The sequence below is a fragment of the Pseudomonas chaetocerotis genome, from assembly GCF_015712105.2.
Taxonomy (GTDB): Bacteria; Pseudomonadota; Gammaproteobacteria; order Pseudomonadales; family Pseudomonadaceae; genus Aquipseudomonas; species Aquipseudomonas chaetocerotis.
Map to the genome: position 1 here is coordinate 54,714 of NZ_JACFYX020000001.1, position 22,237 is coordinate 76,950.

The 22,237-nt window shown below is 64.5% G+C and carries 21 protein-coding genes; 13 read left to right on the forward strand and 8 right to left on the reverse strand.

The features are described 5' to 3' along the window. Positions 1–279 precede the first annotated feature (279 nt). From arcD to H3221_RS00280, 5 genes are all read left to right on the forward strand, one after another. Positions 280–1,707 (forward strand): arginine-ornithine antiporter, encoded by a 1,428-nt coding sequence (gene arcD, locus H3221_RS00260; protein WP_196476962.1) that lies wholly within the window; start codon positions 280–282, stop codon positions 1,705–1,707. Positions 1,708–1,722: 15 nt separating this feature from the next. Next, on the forward strand, positions 1,723–2,973 hold the full coding sequence (arcA, locus tag H3221_RS00265) for an arginine deiminase (protein ID WP_196476963.1): 1,251 nt from the start codon (positions 1,723–1,725) through the stop codon (positions 2,971–2,973). Between the two features lie 64 nt (positions 2,974–3,037). Beyond that, entirely contained in the window at positions 3,038–4,048 is a 1,011-nt protein-coding gene (locus H3221_RS00270; protein WP_196476964.1) for an ornithine carbamoyltransferase, read from the forward strand. Between the two features lie 314 nt (positions 4,049–4,362). Continuing rightward, on the forward strand, positions 4,363–5,289 hold the full coding sequence (arcC, locus tag H3221_RS00275; protein ID WP_196476965.1) for a carbamate kinase: 927 nt from the start codon (positions 4,363–4,365) through the stop codon (positions 5,287–5,289). A 14-nt stretch (positions 5,290–5,303) separates the two neighbouring features. After that, positions 5,304–5,669, forward strand: a complete 366-nt coding sequence (locus H3221_RS00280; protein WP_196476966.1) for a DUF5064 family protein — start codon at positions 5,304–5,306, stop codon at positions 5,667–5,669. Between the two features lie 183 nt (positions 5,670–5,852). On the opposite strand, the gene lpdA is transcribed toward H3221_RS00280, so the two are convergent. Both lpdA and H3221_RS00290 read right to left on the reverse strand, forming a co-directional pair. After that, a complete protein-coding gene (gene lpdA, locus H3221_RS00285) occupies positions 5,853–7,253 on the reverse strand; it encodes a dihydrolipoyl dehydrogenase (RefSeq protein WP_196476967.1) in 1,401 nt (466 codons plus the stop codon). A gap of 15 nt (positions 7,254–7,268) precedes the next feature. Continuing rightward, entirely contained in the window at positions 7,269–8,468 is a 1,200-nt protein-coding gene (locus tag H3221_RS00290) for a Bcr/CflA family efflux MFS transporter (protein ID WP_196476968.1), read from the reverse strand. 95 nt (positions 8,469–8,563) lie between these two features. Here H3221_RS00290 and H3221_RS00295 point away from each other — a divergent pair, with 95 nt between their 5' ends. Then, the gene (locus H3221_RS00295; RefSeq protein ID WP_196476969.1) at positions 8,564–9,133 is read left to right on the forward strand and encodes a PaaI family thioesterase; all 570 of its coding nucleotides are present in this window, start codon (positions 8,564–8,566) and stop codon (positions 9,131–9,133) included. A gap of 29 nt (positions 9,134–9,162) precedes the next feature. Continuing rightward, a complete protein-coding gene (locus tag H3221_RS00300; RefSeq protein WP_196476970.1) occupies positions 9,163–9,729 on the forward strand; it encodes a TetR/AcrR family transcriptional regulator in 567 nt (188 codons plus the stop codon). 50 nt (positions 9,730–9,779) lie between these two features. Here the strand turns inward: H3221_RS00300 and H3221_RS00305 are convergent, their stop codons facing one another. The 6 genes from H3221_RS00305 to H3221_RS00330 form a co-directional block, all read right to left on the reverse strand. Continuing rightward, a complete protein-coding gene (locus H3221_RS00305; RefSeq protein WP_196476971.1) occupies positions 9,780–10,574 on the reverse strand; it encodes an SDR family NAD(P)-dependent oxidoreductase in 795 nt (264 codons plus the stop codon). Between the two features lie 228 nt (positions 10,575–10,802). After that, entirely contained in the window at positions 10,803–12,059 is a 1,257-nt protein-coding gene (locus tag H3221_RS00310) for a cyanophycinase (RefSeq protein WP_196476972.1), read from the reverse strand. A gap of 92 nt (positions 12,060–12,151) precedes the next feature. Next, positions 12,152–12,916 (reverse strand): transporter substrate-binding domain-containing protein, encoded by a 765-nt coding sequence (locus H3221_RS00315; RefSeq protein WP_196476973.1) that lies wholly within the window; start codon positions 12,914–12,916, stop codon positions 12,152–12,154. A gap of 154 nt (positions 12,917–13,070) precedes the next feature. Further along, on the reverse strand, positions 13,071–14,411 hold the full coding sequence (locus H3221_RS00320) for an OprD family porin (RefSeq protein ID WP_224490444.1): 1,341 nt from the start codon (positions 14,409–14,411) through the stop codon (positions 13,071–13,073). A 63-nt stretch (positions 14,412–14,474) separates the two neighbouring features. Beyond that, entirely contained in the window at positions 14,475–14,795 is a 321-nt protein-coding gene (locus tag H3221_RS00325; protein ID WP_196476855.1) for a hypothetical protein, read from the reverse strand. 79 nt (positions 14,796–14,874) lie between these two features. Then, positions 14,875–16,638, reverse strand: a complete 1,764-nt coding sequence (locus H3221_RS00330; protein ID WP_196476856.1) for a cyanophycinase — start codon at positions 16,636–16,638, stop codon at positions 14,875–14,877. A gap of 377 nt (positions 16,639–17,015) precedes the next feature. Between H3221_RS00330 and H3221_RS00335 the strand changes: the two genes are divergently transcribed. The 6 genes from H3221_RS00335 to H3221_RS00360 all read left to right on the forward strand — a co-directional run bounded on the left by H3221_RS00335 (position 17,016) and on the right by H3221_RS00360 (position 22,166). Next, positions 17,016–17,792: an ABC transporter substrate-binding protein gene (locus H3221_RS00335; protein ID WP_196476857.1), complete on the forward strand. Its 777-nt coding sequence runs from the start codon at positions 17,016–17,018 to the stop codon at positions 17,790–17,792. 63 nt (positions 17,793–17,855) lie between these two features. Beyond that, the gene (locus H3221_RS00340; protein WP_196476858.1) at positions 17,856–18,545 is read left to right on the forward strand and encodes an ABC transporter permease; all 690 of its coding nucleotides are present in this window, start codon (positions 17,856–17,858) and stop codon (positions 18,543–18,545) included. Between the two features lie 11 nt (positions 18,546–18,556). Next, positions 18,557–19,252, forward strand: a complete 696-nt coding sequence (locus tag H3221_RS00345; protein WP_196476859.1) for an ABC transporter permease — start codon at positions 18,557–18,559, stop codon at positions 19,250–19,252. Between the two features lie 12 nt (positions 19,253–19,264). Then, positions 19,265–20,377, forward strand: a complete 1,113-nt coding sequence (locus H3221_RS00350; RefSeq protein WP_196476860.1) for a succinylglutamate desuccinylase/aspartoacylase family protein — start codon at positions 19,265–19,267, stop codon at positions 20,375–20,377. Between the two features lie 25 nt (positions 20,378–20,402). Then, positions 20,403–21,167 (forward strand): ABC transporter ATP-binding protein, encoded by a 765-nt coding sequence (locus tag H3221_RS00355; protein ID WP_196476861.1) that lies wholly within the window; start codon positions 20,403–20,405, stop codon positions 21,165–21,167. Between the two features lie 69 nt (positions 21,168–21,236). After that, the gene (locus tag H3221_RS00360; RefSeq protein WP_196476862.1) at positions 21,237–22,166 is read left to right on the forward strand and encodes a MurR/RpiR family transcriptional regulator; all 930 of its coding nucleotides are present in this window, start codon (positions 21,237–21,239) and stop codon (positions 22,164–22,166) included. The last annotated feature ends 71 nt before the right edge of the window (positions 22,167–22,237 follow it).

Here is a 22,237-nt window from a genome sequence, read left to right on the forward strand (position 1 = left end):
GGAGCGTCGAGCGGGGCCAACCGCCCCGCCCATTTCATCCCCCCGCCTTCATCCCATCTCAACTCGCCATCATTGCTTAACAGAAAGTACGGACTATCGTGATTGGACTGGTGCCTCAGCGTGCCAGCCAGAGCAGCAGTCCTGACTCATTCAGGTGCTCGACAACGCTTGGAACAAGGATGTGCGTTGACGAATCCTGACCCTTGATTTAGGTCAGAATGCTGTGCTCGCCAAACGCGCTCAATACCTATGTCCCCTTGTGACACGGAGGTAATTGAGATGTCTGATTCGACGCAGAAACTCCGCCTTGGCGCGCTGATCGCGCTAGTCGTCGGCTCCATGGTCGGCGGCGGTATCTTTTCGCTGCCGCAGAACATCGCCGCCAGCGCCAGCGCCGGTGCCACCCTGATCGGCTGGCTGATCACCGGCGTGGGCATGTTGACCCTGGCCTTCGTGTTCCAGACCCTGGCCAACCGCAAGCCCGAACTCGACGGCGGCGTCTACGTCTACGCCAAGGCCGGTTTCGGCGACTACATGGGCTTCTCCTCGGCCTGGGGCTACTGGATCAGCGCCTGGATCGGCAACGTCAGCTACATGGTGCTGCTGTTCTCCACCCTGGGTTACTTCTTCCCGGTATTCGGCGAGGGCAATACGTTGCCCGCCGTGATCTGCGCATCCGTGCTGCTCTGGCTGCTGCACCTCCTGGTGCTGCGAGGGATCAAGGAGGCGGCCTTCATCAACACCGTGACCACCATCGCCAAGATGCTGCCACTGGCGCTGTTCATCGTCATCGCCGCCATCGCCTTCAAGCTCGATGTGTTCACCAGCGACTTCTGGGGCCGTGGCAACCCGGAGCTGGGCAGCGTGATGGATCAGGTGCGCAACATGATGCTGGTCACCGTCTGGGTGTTCATCGGCATCGAGGGTGCGAGCATCTTCTCCGCGCGCGCAGAGAAGCGCAGCGACGTCGGCAAGGCCACGGTGATCGGTTTCGTCGGCGTGCTTCTGCTGCTGGTACTGGTCAACATCCTGTCTCAGGGCATCATGGCCCAGGCCGAACTGGCCGGGTTGAAGAACCCGTCCATGGCCGGCGTATTGGAGCAGGTGGTCGGCCCCTGGGGGGCGCAGCTGATCGCCATCGGCCTGATCGTCTCGCTGGCCGGTGCGCTGCTGTCGTGGACGCTGCTGTGCGCCGAGATTCTCTTCGCCAGCGCCCGCGACCACACCATGCCGGAATTCCTGCGCAAGGAGAACGCCAACCACGTTCCGGCCAATGCGCTGTGGCTGTCCAACGGACTGATCCAGCTGTTTCTGATCATCACCCTGTTCAGCGCCTCCACCTACCTCAGCCTGCTGTACCTGGCCACCTCGATGATCCTGGTGCCCTACTTCTGGTCCAGCGCCTACGCAGTATTGCTGGCGGTGCGCGGCGAGACCTACGAGAGTGCCGCTGGCGAGCGCAACAAGGACCTGCTGATCGCGGCCATCTCCACCCTGTACGCGGTGTGGCTGGTGTACGCCGCCGGCGTGCAGTACCTGCTGCTGTCCGCACTGCTCTATGCCCCTGGCGCGCTCCTTTTCGCCAAGGCCAAGCACGAACTGGGACAACCCATTTTCACTGGCGTCGAGAAGATCATTTTCGTCGCCGTACTGATCGGTGCCGCCATCGCCGCCTACGGGTTGTATGACGGTTTCCTGAGTCTGTAAGAGAAGGAGTTCGATATGTCCAAGAAGCCCCTCGGCGTTCATTCCGAAGCCGGCAAACTGCACAAGGTGATGGTCTGCTCGCCAGGCCTTGCCCACCTGCGCCTGACCCCCGGTAACTGCGACGAACTGCTGTTCGACGACGTGATCTGGGTCTCCCAGGCCAAGCGCGATCACTTCGATTTCATGACCAAGATGCGCGAACGCGGCATTGAGGTCGTGGAGATGCACAACCTGCTGGAAGAGACCGTCAGCGACCCCAACGCGCTGAAGTGGATTCTCGACCGCAAGATCACCCCCAACAGCGTCGGCCTCGGTCTGCAGAATGAAGTGCGCGCCTTCATCGAAGGGCTGGAGCCACGCAAGATCGCCGAGTTCCTGATCGGCGGCGTATCCGGCGCCGATCTGGCCAAGCACACGGATTCCGAGGCGGCGAAGATGTTCAATGCTTACCTCGGCGAAGCCAGCTTCATCTTCCCGCCGCTGCCCAACACCCAGTTCACCCGCGACACCACCTGCTGGATCTATGGCGGCGTCACCTTGAACCCCATGTACTGGCCAGCGCGCCGTCAGGAAACCCTGCTCGCCAGTGCCATCTACACCTTCCATCCGGACTTCACCAATGAGCCCTTCGAGATCTGGTACGGCGATCCGGACCAGGACCACGGCTCGGCCACCCTGGAAGGCGGCGACGTGATGCCCATCGGCAACGGCACCGTGCTGATCGGCATGGGCGAACGCAGCTCGCACCAGGCCATCGGCCAGGTGGCGCGCGCGCTATTCGCCAAGGGCGCGGCAGACAGGGTGGTAGTTGCCGGCCTGGGCCGTTCCCGCGCGGCCATGCACCTGGACACCGTGTTCAGTTTCTGCGACCGCGACCTGGTGACCATTTTCCCGGAAGTGGCTAACGGCATCGTACCCTTCACCCTGCGCCCGGACGAGAGCCGCCCGGGTGGCATCGACGTACGCCGCGAGGACAAACCCTTCGTCGATGTGGTAGCCGAATCCCTCAATCTGAAGAAGCTGCGCGTGGTGGAAACCGGCGGCGACGCCTACGAGGCCGAACGCGAGCAGTGGGACGACGGCAACAACGTGGTCTGTCTGGAGCCAGGCGTGGTGATCGGCTACGACCGCAACACTTACACCAACACGCTGTTGCGCAAGGCCGGCGTCGAGGTCATCACCATCAGCGCCAGCGAACTGGGGCGCGGACGTGGCGGCGGCCACTGCATGACCTGCCCGATCATCCGCGACCCTATCGACTACTGATCCAGCCAGCCCCGGCGGCCATCCGCTGCCGGGGTGTTTCCACTGCCCACGAGGAGAACGAATCATGGCTTTCAACATGCACAACCGTAACCTGCTCAGCCTGATGCACCACAGCACCCGCGAGTTGCGTTACCTGCTCGACCTGTCACGCGACCTCAAGCGCGCCAAATACACCGGCACCGAACAGCAGCACCTGACCCGCAAGAACATCGCGCTGATCTTCGAGAAAACCTCCACCCGCACCCGCTGCGCCTTCGAGGTGGCGGCCTACGACCAGGGCGCCAACGTTACCTACATCGACCCCAATTCGTCGCAGATCGGCCACAAGGAGTCGATGAAGGACACCGCCCGCGTGCTCGGGCGCATGTACGACGCCATCGAGTACCGCGGCTTCAAACAGGAGATCGTCGAGGAGCTGGCCACCTATGCCGGCGTGCCGGTGTTCAACGGCCTGACCGACGAGTACCACCCGACGCAGATGCTTGCCGACGTGCTGACCATGCGTGAGCACAGCGACAAGCCGCTGCACGACATTGCCTACGCCTACCTCGGTGATGCGCGCAACAACATGGGCAATTCGCTGCTGCTGATTGGCGCCAAGCTCGGCATGGACGTGCGCATCGCCGCGCCCAAGGCGCTGTGGCCGAGCGAGGAACACGTCGCCGCCTGCAAGCAGTTCGCGCAGGAAAGTGGCGCACGCCTCCTGCTCACCGAAGATCCGAAGGAAGCGGTCAAGGGCGTTGATTTCGTTCACACCGATGTCTGGGTCTCCATGGGCGAGCCGGTGGAAGCCTGGGGCGAACGCATCCAGGAGCTGCTGCCTTATCAGGTCAACGCCGAGATCATGAAGGCCGCCGGCAACCCACGGGTGAAATTCATGCACTGCCTGCCGGCCTTCCACAACAGCGAGACCAAGGTCGGCAAGCAGATCGCCGAGCAGTATCCGCACCTGAAGAACGGCATCGAGGTCACCGAAGACGTCTTCGAATCGCCCTGGAACATCGCCTTCGAGCAGGCGGAAAACCGCATGCATACGATCAAGGCGATATTGGTGGCGACCCTGGCAGACATCTGAGAACCGACTGAAAGTCTGCTGCGCGTCGGCACTGCTGCGTTAACAACAGGATAGGAAAGCCGCTTGCGGCTAACGCACTTCAGTGCGGCTCCGTAGGGGCGAGCGAAGCGAGTCATGCTCATGTACAAAAGTACAGTCGCCCGCGACTCCGACCGTTCCTCTCCTGTTTTTGTGGGGCCGCCGTTATTGCATTGCTCTAGCTCGCAAGACTTTAAGCCGGTTCTGGCCGCCCGTAGCCCGGATGCAATCCGGGGATGAGCTGTTCCACTGCCCCGGATTGCATCCGGGCTACGAACACGAACAAGGAGAACACCATGCGACTCGTCATCGCCCTGGGCGGCAACGCCCTGCTTCGCCGCGGTGAAGCCATGACCGCGGAAAACCAACGTGACAACGTGCGTATCGCCTGCCAGCAGATCGCCAAGGTGGCAGACGGCGTCGAGCTGGTGATCGCCCACGGCAACGGCCCGCAGGTCGGCCTGCTGGCCCTGCAGGGCAACGCCTATGACGCGGCCAACCCCTACCCGCTGGACGTGCTCGGCGCCGAGACCGAAGGCATGATCGGCTACATGATCGAACAGGAGCTGGGCAACCTGCTACCGTTCGAAGTGCCCTTCGCCACCCTGCTCACGCAGGTGGAAGTGGACAGCGCCGACCCGGCATTCAAGAACCCAACCAAGCCCATCGGCCCGGTCTATACGAAGGAAGAAGCCGAACGCCTGGCCGCCGAGAAAGGCTGGAGCATCGCCCCGGACGGCGACAAGTTCCGTCGCGTGGTGGCAAGCCCCAGGCCGCAACGCATCTTCGAGATTCGCCCGATCAAGTGGCTGCTGGAAAAAGGCAGCGTGGTGATCTGCGCCGGCGGCGGCGGTATCCCGACCATGTACGACGGCAACCAGTTGCGCGGCGTCGAAGCGGTGATCGACAAGGACCTTTGCTCGGCGCTGCTGGCCGAACAACTCAATGCCGATCTGCTGGTGATCGCCACCGATGTCGACGCAGCCTATATCGACTGGGGCAAACCCACGCAGCAATCCATCGCCGAAGCCCATCCCGACGCTATCGAAACGCTCGGCTTCGCAGCCGGTTCCATGGGCCCGAAAGTGCAGGCCGCCTGCGAATTCGCCCGCAACACCGGCAGCACGGCGGTAATCGGCTCGCTGGAAAACATCGAAGCCATCGTCCAGGGGCGTTCGGGCACGCGCATCAGCCTGGACTGCACTGGCATCGTCTATCGCTGAAGGAGGTCCCGATCATGTTCACCCCCGGTCACCTGCACCGCGACAACACCGACCGCCCCGAGCACATGCGCCTGCTGCCGCCCTTCTCGGTGGATTTCTACTACGAAGTCCGCAAGGACCCGCAGCAGGGGCCGATGCTGCACATGCGCCTGGTCGGCGACGTGGACGGCAGGCACTTCGAGGAAGAATTCGAACTGCACCGCGACGTCGCCTTCAACTTCGCCAGTGTGGCGACCCGCATCGCAGCCCGCCATGGCCTGCACCCCAACGCCAGCCCGGTGATGCGCGGCCACGACGAGTACGACAAGGTGTTCGCCGACATCCGCAGCAAACTCAACGTCCAGCCGGGCGAGCCGGTGAACCTCGACCACGTACTCTGACGCCGAGTACGCCGCGCCGTAGTCCGGATGAAATACGGGGTCGTTCTGTGCAGTTCCCGGATTGCATCCGGGCTACGAGAGCACCACGCCCGTAGGGTGCGCCACACGCACCGATACGAACGTTCAATCGACGCAACACCCGATAAGTAAGACCCGAGCGGCACCGCGACACCCTACGTGATCTCAGGCCTGCATGGTCCAGCCATGTACGCCCATCGCTGCCTGACGCCCTGCCTCCGAACGGGTCGGGTGCGGATGACAGGTCAGCGCGATGTCCTCGGCCGAGGCGGAGAACTCCATGGCCACGCAGTACTCGCCGATCAGTTCGCCCACGCTCGGGCCGATCATGTGTACGCCGAGAATCTGGTCGGTATTGGCGTCAGCGAGGATCTTCACGAAACCTTCGGTCTCGTGGTTGATCTTCGCCCGGCTGTTGGCGGTGAAGGGGAACTTGCCGACCTTGTACGCGCGCCCCTCGGCCTTTAGCTCCTCCTCGCCCTTGCCGACACTGGCCACTTCCGGGCGGGTGTAAATCACCCCGGGGATTACCCCGTAGTTGACCTCCGCCGCATGTCCGGCGATGCGCTCGATACAGGCCACCGCCTCATCTTCGGCCTTGTGCGCCAACATCGGCCCGGAGGTGACATCACCGATCACCCACACGCCCGGTACGCTGCTCTGGTGTTTTTCATTGCCGAGCATGCCGCGCTTGTCGGTGTTCAGGCCGACGCTCTCCAGCCCGAGACCTTTGCTGTAAGGGCGTCGACCGATGGCCACGAGTACGTAATCGGCTTCCAGGGTCTCGCTCGCGCCGCCTGCTGCCGGCTCCAGCGTCAGGGTCACGCCGGACTTGCCCGTCTTGGCACCGGTGACCTTGGTGCCGAGCTTGAAACTCATGCCTTGCTTGCTCAGGGTGCGCTGCAGGGTCTTGGCCGTCTCGCCGTCAAGACCGGGGCAGATGCGGTCGAGGTATTCCACCACCGTGACCTGGCTGCCCAGGCGGCGCCACACCGAGCCCAGCTCCAGACCGATCACCCCGGCACCGATCACCACCAGGTGCTTGGGCACCTCGGGCAGCGACAGCGCGCCGGTGGAGTCGAGGATGCGCACGTTGTCGATCTCCACACCCGGCAAAGGTGTTGGCTCCGAGCCTGTGGCGATGACGATGTTCTTCGTTTCCAACAGGCGCTCGCCGCCTTCGCTCAGTTTCACCTGCACCCGCTCGGGGCCGTCGATACGCCCCCAGCCCTTGACCCACTCCACCTTGTTCTTGCGAAATAGAAACTCCACGCCCTTGGTCAGCGCTTCGACGCTATCGGCCTTCTGCTTCATCATCTGCATCAGGTTGAGCGTCGGCGTGACCTCCACCCCCAGGCTGCTCAACTCACCACCGGCGGCAGCTTCGTAGAGTTCGGATGCATGCAGCAAGGCCTTGGACGGCATGCAGCCGACGTTCAGGCAGGTACCACCGAGCGTTTCGCGCCCCTCCACACAGGCTACCTTCAAACCCAGTTGCCCGGCGCGAATAGCCGCATTGTAGCCGCCGGGGCCGGCGCCGATGATGACCACGTCATAGCTGCTCATAGCTTTGTCCTCGAATCAGGGAAGTTTGCCAGCCACCGCAGCCGTGACGACCGGGCGCACGCGCAAGAGGTGGAAGAACAGAAACGCCAACACGGCGAACAGCGCATTCAAGGCAACCATAGGCCAGGCCGAGCCATCCTGCAGGGCACCGAGCAGCAGGCCGGCCAGAGTAGCGCCCGCCATCTGCGAGAAGCCCATCAGCCCCGCAGCCAACCCGGCACGCTGCGGATTTGGAATTACCGCGCCGGCCACCGCTGCCGGCAGCAGCATGCCACCGCCCAGCGTCACCACTACCTGCGGCAGCGACAGCCCCAGCAGCGATAGGCCGAACAGCAGATAGATCGCCAGGGTCAGCAACGACCCGAGCAGCACCAGCGCGACGCCGATGCCCACCACCTTCTGCGGCCCCAGGCGCTGTACGTTGCGCAGGGTGAACAGCGCGCCGCCAAGCAGACCGGAAACGATAAGGGCGAAGGTCAGCCCGTATTGCGCGGCGCTAAGCCCCAGCAGGCCGATGTACACCGACGAAGACCCCGCCACCACCACGAACATCGCGCCATAGGTGCAGGCGATGGTCAGCGCCAAAGCGCGGCAACTGGGCCACACCTGCAGGTAGCTGGCCAGCAGGCCTTTGAGGCGGCCAGCCTGGGGATCGCGCTGCAGATGGCTCTCACGATAACGGGTAAACACCGCCAGCAAGGCCAGGCTGCCAAGTACAAGGGTCGCCAACAGCGGCGCGCGCCAACCACCGTACTGGGTCAGCAGGCCACCGACCACCGGGGACAGGACGATGGCCGCGAACATGCCCAGCACCGTCAGCGCCAGGGCCGGCCCTGCCTGCTCCTGCCACACGTCACGGACTATGGCTCGCGCCAGCACCAGCGCCGCACAGGCACCTAGCCCCTGCAGCACACGCATGCCGATCAGCACGTCGATGTTCGGCGCCAGCAGCATGCCCAGGGTCGCCAGCAGATAAAGGCTCAGCCCGGCGAGCAACACCGGACGGCGCCCCAACCGATCCGACAGCGGCCCGAGCAGCAACTGGCCAAGGCCAAAGGCGCCGACGAACAGCGACAGCGCCAACAGACTGCTACCAGGCTCGGCCTCCAGCCCGCGCTCCAGCTCGCCAAGAGCGGGAATCAGCAACTGCGTGGAGGTTTCCCCCAGTGCGGTGAGCAGCATCAGGATGATCAACAAAACACGGGAAGGCAGCATGGCGAAACTCCGATCGACAGCGACTGGCGGCTATTTATATTTCGACCATAATATGAAACATTGAATGTCGTCCATCATATTTATCTGGAGCCAGCATGACCGCCTTATCACGAGACGCCCGCCTCGCCACCTGGATTGCCGAGGAACAGGCCATTCGCAACCAGCTCGCCGCTCCCGGCACCCTCAGCCTGGCGGAAGTGGCCGCCATGACGCCGATGGATTTCTTCGACGGTATCGGCCGTGGCGACCTGCCCTCGCCACCGATCAACGCGGTGCTCGACTTCACCCCGGTGCAATGGGCCAGCGGCTTGTTCGTCTTCCAGGGCACGCCCGATCAGCGACACTACAACCCGCTGGGCAGCGTGCATGGCGGCTACATCGCCACACTCCTCGACTCCTGCATGGGCTGCGCCGTGCATACCCTGCTCAAGACAGGCCAGGGTTACACCACTGCAGACCTGCGAGTGAGCTACATCCGCGCGCTGCGCAGCGAAGTCGGTCCGGTACGCGCCGAAGGCCGCATCATCCACGTCGGCCGCTCCACCGCGCTGGCCGAAGGCCGCCTGTACGACGTCGACGAGCGCCTCTACGCCGTCGCCTCCACCACCTGCCTGATTCTCGATATGAACGCGCCGCGCCAGAACGGCGACGCAAGTGTAAGATGACAGCCAGCATCTGATAGACGAGAAAGCCCATGCGCTATTCGGAAGACCACAAGGCCAAGACCCACCAACGCATCATCGAGGAGGCGGCCCTGCGCTTTCGCCGCGATGGTGTCGGCGCCACTGGCCTGCAACCGCTGATGAAGGCACTGGGCCTGACCCATGGCGGTTTCTATGCCCACTTCAAGTCCAAGGACGATCTGGTGGAAAACGCCCTGCGCCATGCGGTGGAGGAACTTTCCCGCAGCACCGAGGCGCTGGCCAAGGATGCCGAGACACCGCTGCCACGCTTTATCGCCAGCTACCTGTCCAGCGCGCATCGCGCCAACCCCGGCAGTGGCTGCCCACTGCCAACCATGTCCGCCGAGTTGGGCCAGCGTGGCGAGGCCAGCGAAACCACTGACGCCCTGGTGCGCGACCGTCTGAACCTGATCGAGAACAACCTCGATGGTGATGATGCCGCCGAGCGGAGCGTGCTGTTGCTCTCGACCATGGTCGGCGCCCTGCTGCTATCGCGTAGCGTCAAGGACCCGGAGCTGTCCGACCGCCTGCTGAAGACGACCCGTCGCCTGTTGATCGAGCAGGTGCAGGGCCAATAACAGACAGGCAAGCGGTGCGCACGGCGCACCCTACGGCCAGCTCCGCGGTTTCACTTGTAACGCGCAGCCGCCTGGTCGCGCGACAGGTTCGGCCCCAGTGCGGCACGGGCAGCGACGAAGGCGTCCCAGTCGGCTGCATCCGGTAGCGAGGGTATGGTCACCAGTTCGCCCTGATCGAAGCCGGCCAGCGCCGCATCGACCATCTCGCCCACTTCCATGATCATCGACGGCGGCAGCGCAGAGGCATCGGTACCGCTGCGCTCCCAGATCTCGGTGCGCGTCACGCCCGGCATCACCGCCTGCACCTGCACGCCCGAACCACGCAACTCACCAGCCAGGGTCTGGGTCAGGCTCAGCACATAGGCCTTGGTCGCGCTGTACACCGCATTGAACATCTCCGGCGCCAGCGCCACCACCGAACCAAGATTGATGATGCCGCCACGCCCCGCCGTGGAGAAATTGGCCGCGGCTGCGGCAGCCAAACGCGTCAGCGCCACCACATTGAGCTGGATCATCGCCTCGGCTTGCTCCAGATCAGCGTCGGCAAGCTTGCCGTTCATCGCCACGCCCGCGTTGTTCACCAGCAAGCCAATGCTGGCATCCTCTCTCAGGCGTTGCTCCACCTTGAGCACATCGGCCTTCTGCGTCAGGTCGGCCGGTAGCACCTCGACATCGACGCCATATTCGCCGCCCAGGCGCTCGGCCAGGGCCTGCAGGCGCTGGGCATCACGCGCCACCAGCAGGAGGTCGTGACCACGCCGAGCCAGACGCTCGGCGTAGGTGGCGCCGATGCCGGACGAGGCGCCGGTAATCAGGGCGATAGCAGGCTTGCTTGCAGTGCTCATGGAAGTCTCCGGGATGAGGGATGAAGGTAGGTGAACGCTTTAGATTACAATCATAATTCTAGTCATTTATATGACCACCTTCATATAGCCTCGTCAAGCACTTTGCGCAGCGACCGTCTGGCGGGAAAGGTTCGTACGGGAGTAGCAAAGAAGCCGCGCTCAGAACTGCGCGCGGCTTAACAGCGGCGCTGCCTGGGCAGGTGCAGGCAGCGCGAGCCAGACACTTTCTCAGTTGGGGCGCATATCCACGCGCAGACGCAGATAGGAGGTCAGGCGCTTGCCGTTGACAAGCCCCTGATAGCCGTGACTGTCGAAGGTGGTGCTCTTGATCAGGTCGACGCGGAAACGCGGATTGCTTTCGTAGGTGCGGCCCAGGGTGCTGGTCGAGCGGCTGTCGAACAGGTCGGTACTGACCTTGACGAACTCGCGCGGGTTGCGTCGGCCGTTGGCACCGCTGTTGTTCGGGCTGCTGAAGATGTCGCCGGTGGCGGTCATCGCCGAGCTGTAGTACTCGCGCCCACGCAGGCTGGTCTTGCCGCTGGCGATCACGAACTGCTGATTGGCCGGGCGGTAACGGTCGCCGGCGGTCAGGTAGCTGGCCAGCACATCGTAGAGGGCATAGCTGCTGCCGGTGCCGCGCTGCTTGTTGCGCAGGTCGAAGATGAACACGCCATTGCTGCCGAGCACTTCCATCTCCACCTGGCCGAGGCTGGGGTTGTGCTGCACCAGCAGCGCGGTGTCCTCGTCGACGCCGAAGGCGAACGGCACGTTGGTGTAGTCGGCCAGGCGCACGATGCGGCCCTGGCGACCGCGCTCGCTGAAATGGGTATCGAGCAGGCCGTGGCTGAAGAAGCCGAAACCGCCCTGCATGTCGTAGGACAGGTCATCACCGCCCGGGGTTGTGTAGACGCCGTAGCGCAGAGCGGGATAACTCTCGCCACCGGTGATCATCGGCCCGCCGACCATGATCGCGGTTCCCGCGCTGCTGCCGGCGAGCACGGCGCCAGCATCATGCCGGGCGCGAATCGCGGCCAGCGCCGGCGTGTCGGCGCGCGTTGCGGTCTGCAGCGCCTGAGTCAGGCGCGCCTGGTCGCCACCGCCGAAGAAGAAGCCGGTCATGCCGTTGATCTGCGCGATCACCTGCGGGTTGCTGTTGTTGCCGATGCTGTCCAGATCGATGGGGATCCACTGGGCATCCTGGGCGCCGTAGGTCTTCAGCAGTTGCGCGTAGAACTCGCCATTGGCCTCGGAGTTGCGCGCGTTGGCAGTGCCAGCGTCCGGGTCCTGACTCGGTGGAATCGAGGCGGCGGTGATCACGCCGATGCGTGCCTGACTGCCGCCGGCCAGCTGCACCAGGCGTTGGTAGATCACCGCGTTGTCGTCCTTGAGCCCACCGCCCACCAGTAACAGCGGGCCGGCCGCCAGGGCCGGCAGCGGTAACAGAAGAGCCAGCATGAGGGTGTAACGAATAACCGATCCGATCATTTCGATTTCTCCGCAGGTGCCGCAGGGGCACGGTTGGTGACGCTGGTTGGGGAACGGTGATTGGGAGCCAGAGCGCAGTCGGCGGGCCGGCCTCAGTAAACGGAAAACTGTTCGAAGTAGCGTTTCTCGATGCGCTTGTGGGTGCCGTCGGCAAGGATCGCGGCCAGCGCCCGATCGAGCTGTTGGCGCAGCTCGTCGTCACCCTTGCGCACGGCGATGCCCTGCCCCTGGCCGAAGAACTGCGGCGCCACCACGGGGCCGCCGACCTGCTCGAAGTCGCGGCCCAGTTCGGTCAGGAGGAAGCCGAAGTAACCGGAAACGGCGTCGTCGAGCACCAGATCCAGCTCGCCGCCTGCGAGCGCCCGGTAGGCCTGGGCGGCGCTGGGGTAGCGCAGCAGCTGCACATGCTCGGCGAAGCGGGCCTCGAGAAAGCGCTCGTAGGTGGTGCCCTGCTGCACGCCGACGCGCTTGCCGGCGATGCGCCGCGGGGTGATCAGCATCTGATTGATATGACCCTTGCGGGCAAAGAAAAAGGCCGGGGTCTGCGCATAGCGAGCGGTGAAGTCCACCCGTTCGGCGCGCGCCGCGGTGATAGACATGGACGCCAGGATCAGGTCCGCGCGTCCCGCGTCGAGTGCCGGGATCAGCTCATCCCAGGCGAAGCGCTGCAGCTCGCATTCGCGCTGCATGCGCTGACACAGGGCCCTGGCGATGTCGACGTTGAAGCCGACCAGATTGCCCTGCGCATCGAGTTCTTCGAAAGGCGGGAACTGTCCCTCCATGGCGACCCGCAACGGTCCTGCCGTGCCCGATTGGGCGAGCAGCACAGCGAACAGACACAACAGCATGCGTAGCATTTCGACTCCTTGCCCGCGCGGGGCCAGGGGGTCAGGTCTCCTGGCGGAAAAGCAGGCGCCGCTGGCGACGCCTTAAGGCCAAAGGAGCGTGGGAGCTGACCTTGAAGAAAAAGCTCCGGACGGCACGGAATCTGTCGCCGCCCGGAGAATGCCTTTACAGGATGCTCAGCGGGTACTCGATGATCAGGCGCACCTCGTCGAGGTCGTCGTCGAATGCCGTGGAGCGGTGAGTGGCGTGACGCAGGCGCAGCGAGAGGTCCTTGGCCGCGCCTTCCTGAAACACGTAGCGCGCTTCCAGATCGCGTTCCCAATGCTTCTCGTCGTCACCGGCCCAGCCGGCGAAGGCGCCATTCGGATCGGCCTTGGTCCCGTCGATATCGTCGCCCTTGATGTAGCGGGCCATGAAGGTCAGGCCGGGAACGCCGTAGTGCTTCATGTTCAGGTCGTAGCGAATCTGCACCGAGCGCTCGTTCGGGGCGTTGAAGTCGGAGTACTGCACCGAGTTGGCCAGCCAGATGGAGTCGCCGCCGATGTAGTCGAAGAACTCGTCGCCACGCACCTTCTGATAGGCCAGGCTGAGCTTGTGCGCGCCGATGCTGTAGGCGCCCTTGAGCGACCAGGTCAGGGTGTCCAGCTCGCCGGCACGCGCCTCACCTTCGTCGCGGGTCTTGTATGCCACCAGGTCGAAGTTCAGCGCCTGGCTATCGGTCAGCGGGATGTTGTAGTTCAGGTTGGCGAAGTACTGACGCCAGACGTCCTTGGCCTCGCTGGCATAGAACATCAGGCTCAGGTCGTCATTGACCGCGTAGCTAAGGCCGGCGAAGTCGACGCTGCGCGCCTCCACCTCGGCGTACTCGCTGGTCAGGTCGTCATCGGAGTTGGTGGAGTTGCGGCGATTGATCGAGGTGAAGTGGCCGGCCTCGAAGGACAGCGCGTCGAACTCACTGCTGGAAATCTGGAAGCCGGTCGCGGTCTCCGGCAGCAGGCGCGAATCGCCGGTGGCGAACACCGGTGCAGTCGGGCGCATCTCGCCGTACTTCAGCTCGGTGGACGAGGCGCGCAGCTTCACCGCTCCGCCGATCTGGCCGTAGTTGTCCGGCACCTCGGCATCGGCGGTGCGGTTGTTGCTGATCGGCAGCAGGCCGTTGCCCACCCGGCCACGGCCGCTATCGAGCTTGACGCCGCCATAGGCAAAGGCATCGGCGCCGACACCGACGGTCCCCTGGGTGAACCCCGAGCTGAAGTTCAGCTGCGCACCGTGTGCCCACTCCTCGCGATAGCCGTTGCGTTCGTTGACTGGCTTGGCGCGGTTGATGCCCTGGCTGTTGCTGCCGCCATGACGGTAGTCGCGGTTCATGTAGAAATTGCGGTTGATCAGCTGCAGGCTGCTGTCCTCGATGAACCCATTGGCTTCCTGCTGCTGACCGGCGGCGGCAGCCTGTGCGGCCACAGCACCGATGGCCAGGGCGAGACAGCTGAGTTTGAGAATCTTCATGCCTTACTCCGTTGGTTTTATTGGTATGGGGGGGCCCGCGACGCGGGCGGTGTTCGCCGCTGCTCAGGTGAACAGCTCGGGAACCAGGTCAGCCGGGCATTCGCCGCGCTCGATCACGGCCTCCAGGCAAAGTGAGCGCTCTTCCAGCCAGCACACGAAGTAGCCCACGCCCTTGCGCCGCTTCAGGCGAAACGGCCAGCGCCGTTCCTGTAGTTCGCGGCTCAGTTCGAGGCGGCGCGGCAGGTGCAGCACCGAGAAGAAACCTGCCCGGGTGCGCACCCTTTCGTGCACTCGCACGCTGGAAGAGATGACGGTCTGTGCCACCAGGCTGTCGTCTTGCAGCAGCTTGTGCAGGGCGAAGACCTCCACTCGGTTCAATTGCATGGCTCGTTTCTCCGGCGCAGCCGTGCCCGCCCCGCCTGTGCGGTGCAGGCGGGCTGGGGGTAGAGGTAGAAAAAAGGCTCTAGAGGCCGATGATGCGTGCCAGGGTCTCGGCGACCTCGGCGCGCGCGACCGGTGCAGCAGGCTCGAAGCGTCCCTGGTTGGCGCTCAACCAACCTTCGGCCACGGTCTGCGCGGCAGCCTCGGCGTTCGCTACAGAGAGGCCCGCGACGTCCTGCAGCACCAAGGTCTTGCCCCACGTGGCTCCGCTGAAGCGCTCGACCAGCGCCTTGCAGGCCAGCGCCCAGTCCGCGCGGCTGGCCGGCCGCTCGGCGTCGAAGCGCTCGGCGCCATCCATCCAGCCGTTGGAAACCACCACTTCGATGTGCTCGCGTAGAGGATGCTCGGCCGGCACGTCGCTCAGCGTCGGCAGGGCCTTGAGGTTGGGCTCCGCGGCCAGGGTCATCTGCAGGGCATTGGCCAGCTCGCCGCGGGTGATCGGGCGCTGTGCCTCGAAGTCACCCTCGGCGTTGAGGGTCATCAGGCCGCGGAAGGTCACCGCACGAATGGCGTCGCCGCGGCGGCCGTTGCCGGCATCACGCGGGGCGCCAGCGGCCGGCTCGCGCAGATCGGCGGTCACCGGACGGATATCCAGGCGCACGCCGCTGACGCTGTAGTTGGTCTGCGAATCGTGGAAGCGGCTATGAGCGGCGAAGTCCGCCCGTTTGCTGAATTCGAAGCGATAGCCGTAGTGGTAACCGTTGGCCGGGTTGTAGCGGGTCATCAGCCCGAGTTGGCGGCTCGCCGTATTGTCGGCCAGGCCATAGAGCACCGCTCGGTTGATCGCCGACACGGCAGACAGGTCGGTGAGCAGGCGATTACCCACCAGGTACTCGTTGCCAGGCTCGATCGGCTGCTTGCCGGCATCCGGCCGGATCTCGCCCGAGGCCAGGTCGTAGCGATCCCCATGACCGAGCATGGCCAGGCGCATGTCGTCGATGCGCGTACCGTAGAGCCCGAAGCTCTTCTTCGCTGCGGCAGAGTCCATGATGGTCAGGTAGCCCTCGCCCAGTACCTCCAGTTCACCACTGGGCTTGATCCACATGGCGGTGTTGGTATCCAGGCCGAAGCCCTTGCCCGGAGCCGGCTGCTCCAGCAGGTAGCTGGCCATGCGCGCGGCGCGCCCGCTACTGGTTTCCTCGATCTTGTCGAAGTGCTGGTCGATCACACCAGCGGTGAACAGACCTGCGCCCCTGAGCAGGGCGGTACCGCGCCGGCCCTCGGCCGTGGCCACGCCGAAATCCAGGGTGTCCATGACCACCCCGTAGGCGGTGGGCATGCGCGCACCGAGGATGCTGGCCCCGGCGCTGGTACCGGCCACCACGCCGCCCTTATCGTAGATCGCCTGCACGGCCTGCATGGCCAGCGACGGGCTGTCGTCGGCGTTGAACAGTGCGCGGGCGATGCGGGCCTGATCGCCGCCAACGAACCATACCGCACTGGCCTCGCGCAGCGGCGCAACCACGGCCGGGTCGTTCATGGTGTCCAGATAGTTGTGGCGGTCGATGCCGACGATGCGGATGTGCTCGGCGGGCACGCCCAGGGCCTCCAGCTCTGCCTGGAAGCGCTTGCTGGAGCCCAGGCTGCCGCTGGCGGTGGGCATGATGGCGATACGCGCCTGCTGGGCACCGCCCGCCAGTTCGATGAGTTTCTCGTAGACCAGGCTGTTGCTGGCTCGCAGCATGCCGCCGACCGCCAGGAGGTTGCCGTCGGCCAGTACCGAATCGGCACTACTGCAGAGGAGGAGCGCGGCGAGAAGGCCACGAAGATTGCGCTGTTTGTTCATTGTTATTGCTCTTGTCAGAAGTCGAAAGCGGTATGCCCCCTGCTCGCAGGCCAGATGAAACGGGTCTGGCGACAGGTCGCGGCAAAATGAATTATTTTTTTCACCAAAATCACGTGTGAAAATTTATATACCAGTCATTTTCGAGGCACAAGCACCACACGCCACGTTTGACATAAATATTTCTTAAACGTAGATTCGTGAAAAAAAACATGTCAAAGACATTCATGCATCTGCCTGGGCGTCCCACCCGATCGCCCACCGGCCAAGGCTCACGAGGCCCTGCCGGCGCCGCCTGACAACAGTCGGCGTAACGCTCAACCCCCGCCGCCTGTCGCGACGGACGCTGCCTCCCAACCGCCATCCACTGGAGTAACAAGATGAACAAGATCGCTCTATTCGGCGCCCTGGCGCTCTCCACCTTCAGCACCTTCGCCGTCGCCGCCGAGCCGACGCTGCGCATCGGTATCGAGGCGGCCTACCCGCCCTTCGCGTTCAAGACCGCCGACGGCAAGATCGCCGGCTTCGACTACGACATCGGCAACGAGCTGTGCGCGCAGATGCAGGTCAAATGCCAGTGGATCGAGCAGGAGTTCGATGGCTTGATTCCCTCGCTCAAGGTGCGCAAGGTCGACGCCGTGCTGTCCTCAATGTCGATCACCGAAGACCGTCTGAAGTCGGTGGACTTCTCCAAGAAGTACTACCACACCCCAGGCAAGCTGGTGATGAAGGAAGGCAGCCAGGTCCAGGACCCGAGCGTCGACCTCAAGGGCAAGAAGGTAGCCGTGCAGCGCGCCTCCACCTACGATCGCTACGCTACTGCCGAACTGACCCCGGCCGGCGTCAACGTGGTGCGCTACGGCTCCAACAACGAAGCCTTCCTCGACCTGCTGGCAGGCCGGGTGGATGCGGTGCTGGCTGATGTGGTGAACATCGACGAGGGCTTTCTGAAAACCGACGGTGGCAAGGGTTTCGCCCTGGTCGGCCCTGATTTCAACGACCCGCGCTATTTCGGTCGCGGCGCCGGCATCGCCGTGCGCAAGGGCGACGCAGCCACCGCCGAGAAGCTCAACACCGCCATCGACGCCATCCGCAGCAACGGCAAGTACTCCGAGGTACAGGCCAAGTACTTCGACTACGACATCTACGGCCAGTAAGCCGCCCACCCCGGCGCCTGCAACAGGCGCCGGTTTCTCTGCGCTGCAACGAGGTTTCCCACCATGCTGCAAGGCTACGGCCCGATCATCGTCGAGGGCGCCTGGCTGACCCTGACGCTGGCTCTGTGTTCGATGGCGCTGGCCATCCTTCTCGGCCTCACCGGCGCGGCGCTGCGCCTCTCACCACTGCGCTGGCTGGCCAATCTGGGCGACGCCTATGCCACGCTGATCCGGGGCATCCCCGACCTGGTGCTGATCCTGCTGATCTTCTATGGCGGTCAGGACCTGGTGAACCGCATCGCGCCGATGCTCGGTTATGACGACTACATCGACATCAACCCCTTCGTCGCTGGCGTCTTCACCATGGGCTTCATCTTCGGCGCCTATCTGTCGGAGACCTTCCGCGGCGCCTTTATGGCCATTGCCAAGGGCCAGGCCGAGGCCGGTGCAGCCTATGGCATGAGCGCCGCCCAAGTGTTCTTGCGCATCCTGGTGCCGCAGATGATCCGCTTCGCCATTCCCGGCTTCACCAACAACTGGCTGGTGCTGACCAAGGCCACCGCGCTGATCTCGGTGGTCGGCCTGCAGGACATGATGTTCAAGGCCAAGAACGCCGCCGACGCCACCCGTGAACCCTTCACCTTCTATCTTGCCGTGGCGGGCCTCTACCTGCTGCTGACCAGCGTCTCGCTGCTGCTCCTGCGCGCCGTCGAAAAGCGTTACTCGGCCGGCGTTCGCACGGCTGAAATCTGAGGATCACGTCCATGCTCGATTTCCATCTGATCCTCTCCAGCCTGCCGCTGTATGCCAGCGGTCTGCTGGTCACCTTCGAGCTGCTGCTGATCGCCCTTGCCCTGGGCCTGCTGCTGGCAGTGCCACTGGCCCTGATGCGGGTGTCACGCTCGCCGCTGGTGAACTTCCCGGCCTGGCTCTATACCTACGTGATTCGCGGCACGCCGATGCTGGTACAGCTATTTCTGCTCTACTACGGCCTGGCCCAGTTCGACGTCATCCGCGACAGCTTCATGTGGCCGTACTTTTCCAGCGCCACCTTCTGCGCCTGCCTGGCCTTCGCCATCAACACCAGCGCCTACACGGCGGAAATCCTTGCCGGTAGCCTCAAGGCCACGCCGCCCGGCGAGATCGAGGCAGCCAGGGCGATGGGCATGTCACGCGCCCAGCTCTACCGGCGCATCCTGCTACCGTCGGCGTTGCGCCGTGCGCTGCCGCAGTACAGCAACGAGGTGATCATGATGCTGCACACCACCTCGCTGGCCTCGCTGGTGACGCTCATCGACCTCACCGGCGCAGCCCGCACCATCAGCTCGCAGTACTACATGCCGTTCGAGGCCTTCATCACCGCCGGCCTGTTCTATCTGTTGCTGACGGTGGGCCTGGTGCGTCTGTTCAAATATGCCGAACTGCGCTGGCTGGCCCACCTGACCCCACGCAAGGATTAACAAGGAAGCCCTATGCAACGTATCGACCACCCACTGCCCTGGAGCCCGACCGGAACCAGCCGTCACCTCAGCGTGCTGCGTTACGGCGTCGGCCCGTGCAAGGCCTATATCCAGGCCAGCCTGCATGCCGACGAGCTGCCGGGCATGCGCGTGGCGGTGGAACTCAGGCGTCGTCTGCAGCAGCTGGAAAGCGCCGGACGCCTGACCGGCGTAATCGAACTGGTGCCGGTGGCCAACCCCATCGGCCTGAGCCAGCTGTTCCAGGCGGCGGTCCAGGGCCGCTTCGAGTTCGCCAGCGGCAGGAACTTCAACCGCGACTTCGTCGATCTGGCGGCTGCGGTCGCAGCGCATCTGGAAGGCCACCTGGGCAGCGACGGGCCGAGCAACGTGCGCCTGATTCGCCGCGCCATGATCGAGGCGCTGGACGCCCTGCCCGCGCCGGCCTCGGAGCTGGAAGGCATGCAGCGTCTGCTGCTGCGTCATGCCTGCGATGCCGATCTCGTGCTCGACCTGCACTGCGACTTCGAGGCTGCGGTGCACCTGTACAGCGCGCCGCAGCACTGGCCGGCCCTGCGCCCTCTGGCGGCGCGTCTGCAGGCCGGCGCGGTGCTACTGGCCGAGGATTCCGGCGGCAGCTCGTTCGACGAGGCCTGCGCCATGCCCTGGCAGCGCCTGCGCCAGCGTTTCCCCGAAGCCGAAATTCCCCTGGCCTGCCTGGCCACCACCGTGGAGCTGGGTGGTATGGCCGACACCGAAGCCAAACGCGCGGTAGCCAGCGCCGAGGCGATTCTGGCCTTCCTCGCCGAGCAGGGACTGATCGCCGGCGACTGGCCGGCAGCGCCGGAACACTGCTGCGAGGCCACCCCCTTTGCCGGTGCGCAGTACGCCCTCGCCCCGCATCCGGGCGTGGTCAGCTTCCTCAAGCAGCCGGGCGAGTGGGTCGAACGCGGCGAGGCACTGTTCGAGGTGATCGACCCCTTGAGCGAGCAGCACAGCATCGTCCGCGCCGAAACCTGCGGCGTGCTCTATGCCCGCGAGCGCATGCGTTTCGCCCGCCCCGGCCTGTGGCTGGCCAAGGTCGCCGGGGCAACGCCCATTCGCCAGGGTCGCCTGCTCAGCGACTGATTCATGCCCTAAAGAGAACAACAACATGTACAAGCTCGACGTTCAGGATCTGCACAAACGCTACGGTAGCCACGAAGTGATCCGCGGTGTATCGATGGCTGCCAAGGCCGGTGACGTGATCAGCATCATCGGCTCCAGCGGCTCGGGCAAGAGCACCTTCCTGCGCTGCATCAACCTGCTGGAGCAGCCGCATGCCGGCCGCATCCAGCTCAATGGCGAAGAGCTCAAGCTGGTCGCCAATCGCGACGGCGCGCTCAAGGCCGCCGACGCCAAGCAGCTGCAGCGCATGCGCTCGCGCCTGTCGATGGTGTTCCAGAACTTCAACCTGTGGTCGCACATGAGCGCCCTGGACAACGTTATGGAAGCGCCGGTGCACGTACTCGGTCAGAGCAAGGCCGAGGCGCGCGACAGGGCCGAGCACTACCTGGCCAAGGTCGGCGTGGCCCACCGCAAGGACGCCTACCCGGCGCACATGAGTGGCGGCGAGCAGCAGCGCGTGGCCATTGCCCGTGCCCTGGCCGTGGAGCCGGAGGTGATGCTGTTCGACGAGCCCACCTCGGCCCTCGACCCCGAGCTGGTTGGCGAGGTGCTCAAGGTCATGCAGGACCTGGCCAGCGAAGGTCGCACCATGGTGGTGGTGACCCACGAAATGGGCTTTGCCCGCGAGGTGTCCAACCAGCTGCTGTTCCTGCACAAGGGTCTGGTGGAGGAACAGGGCCACCCGCGCGAGGTATTGGCCAATCCGCAGTCCGAGCGCCTGCAGCAGTTTCTCTGCGGCAGCCTCAAGTAAGCGAAACAGGCGCACGGCGGGCGGCTTCGGATACACTGCGCGCCATCGCCAGACCGGATCAGCCCAGCCATGCCGAGCAGCTCGTCGTCTTCCGCCACCGTCTACAGCGCCCCCATCCTGCGCAAGCTGGCCGAGGTCGCGCCACAGCTGCAGCCCTCGCTGCGCAAGGTGGCCGACTTCATCCTGCGTCATCCGCTGAAGGCCGCGACTCTGACCATCGAAGAGCTGGCGCAGGCCACGCAGACCTCGCCTGCGGCGGTCAACCGTCTGGCCAAGGCCATGGAGCTGCGCGGCTACATCAGCCTGAAGGCCGAGCTGGTCGCCACCCTGCAGGACATGGTGTCGCCGGTGGACAAGCTGCGCGACGAGCTGGCGCAGCGCCCGGACGGGGCCTTCGGTCTGCATGAACATCTGCAGATCGCCATCAGCAATCTCGGCGCGGCGGCCAGCAACAATGACGCCGCCGTGTTCGATGCGGTGATCGGGCGCCTGCTCGGAGCGCGCCGCATCTACATTCTCGGCTTCGGTAACAGCGCCTACATGGCCGGCCTGGCTGCAGCCAATCTGGTGCCCTTCTGCGATGACGCCACCGCCATCAGTATGGAAGGCGGCAACGAGAACGCCGCCTACCGCCTGGCCGCCATCACCGAGCGAGACGTACTGCTGACCATCTCCCTGCCGCGCTATTCGCTCGACACCCTGCAACTGGCACGTTTTGCCCGCGAACGTGGCGCCTGCGTGCTGGCCATCACCGACTCGCCCGCCTCGCCGCTGGTGGAGATCGCCGAGTACAGCCTGTTCGCCCACGCCGAACACCCGGTGCTGATCAGCTCCAATACCGCCGTGCTGGCCCTGATCGAAGCCCTGGTGGCAGGCGTCATGGCGCGTAACAAGGAGGCGGTAAGCCTCGCCCAGGAACTGACCGAAAGCGTCATGGCCTATCTGCACGTACCCAGCACCGAGCGCGAGCCGCGCAAGCCTCGCAAACGACGCCCCTGAGCTGACAATACGCACCAAGCCAAAGCCAAAGCTGTCTCAATGATCAGAAAAAGTGCAGAGCGGCGCCCAAC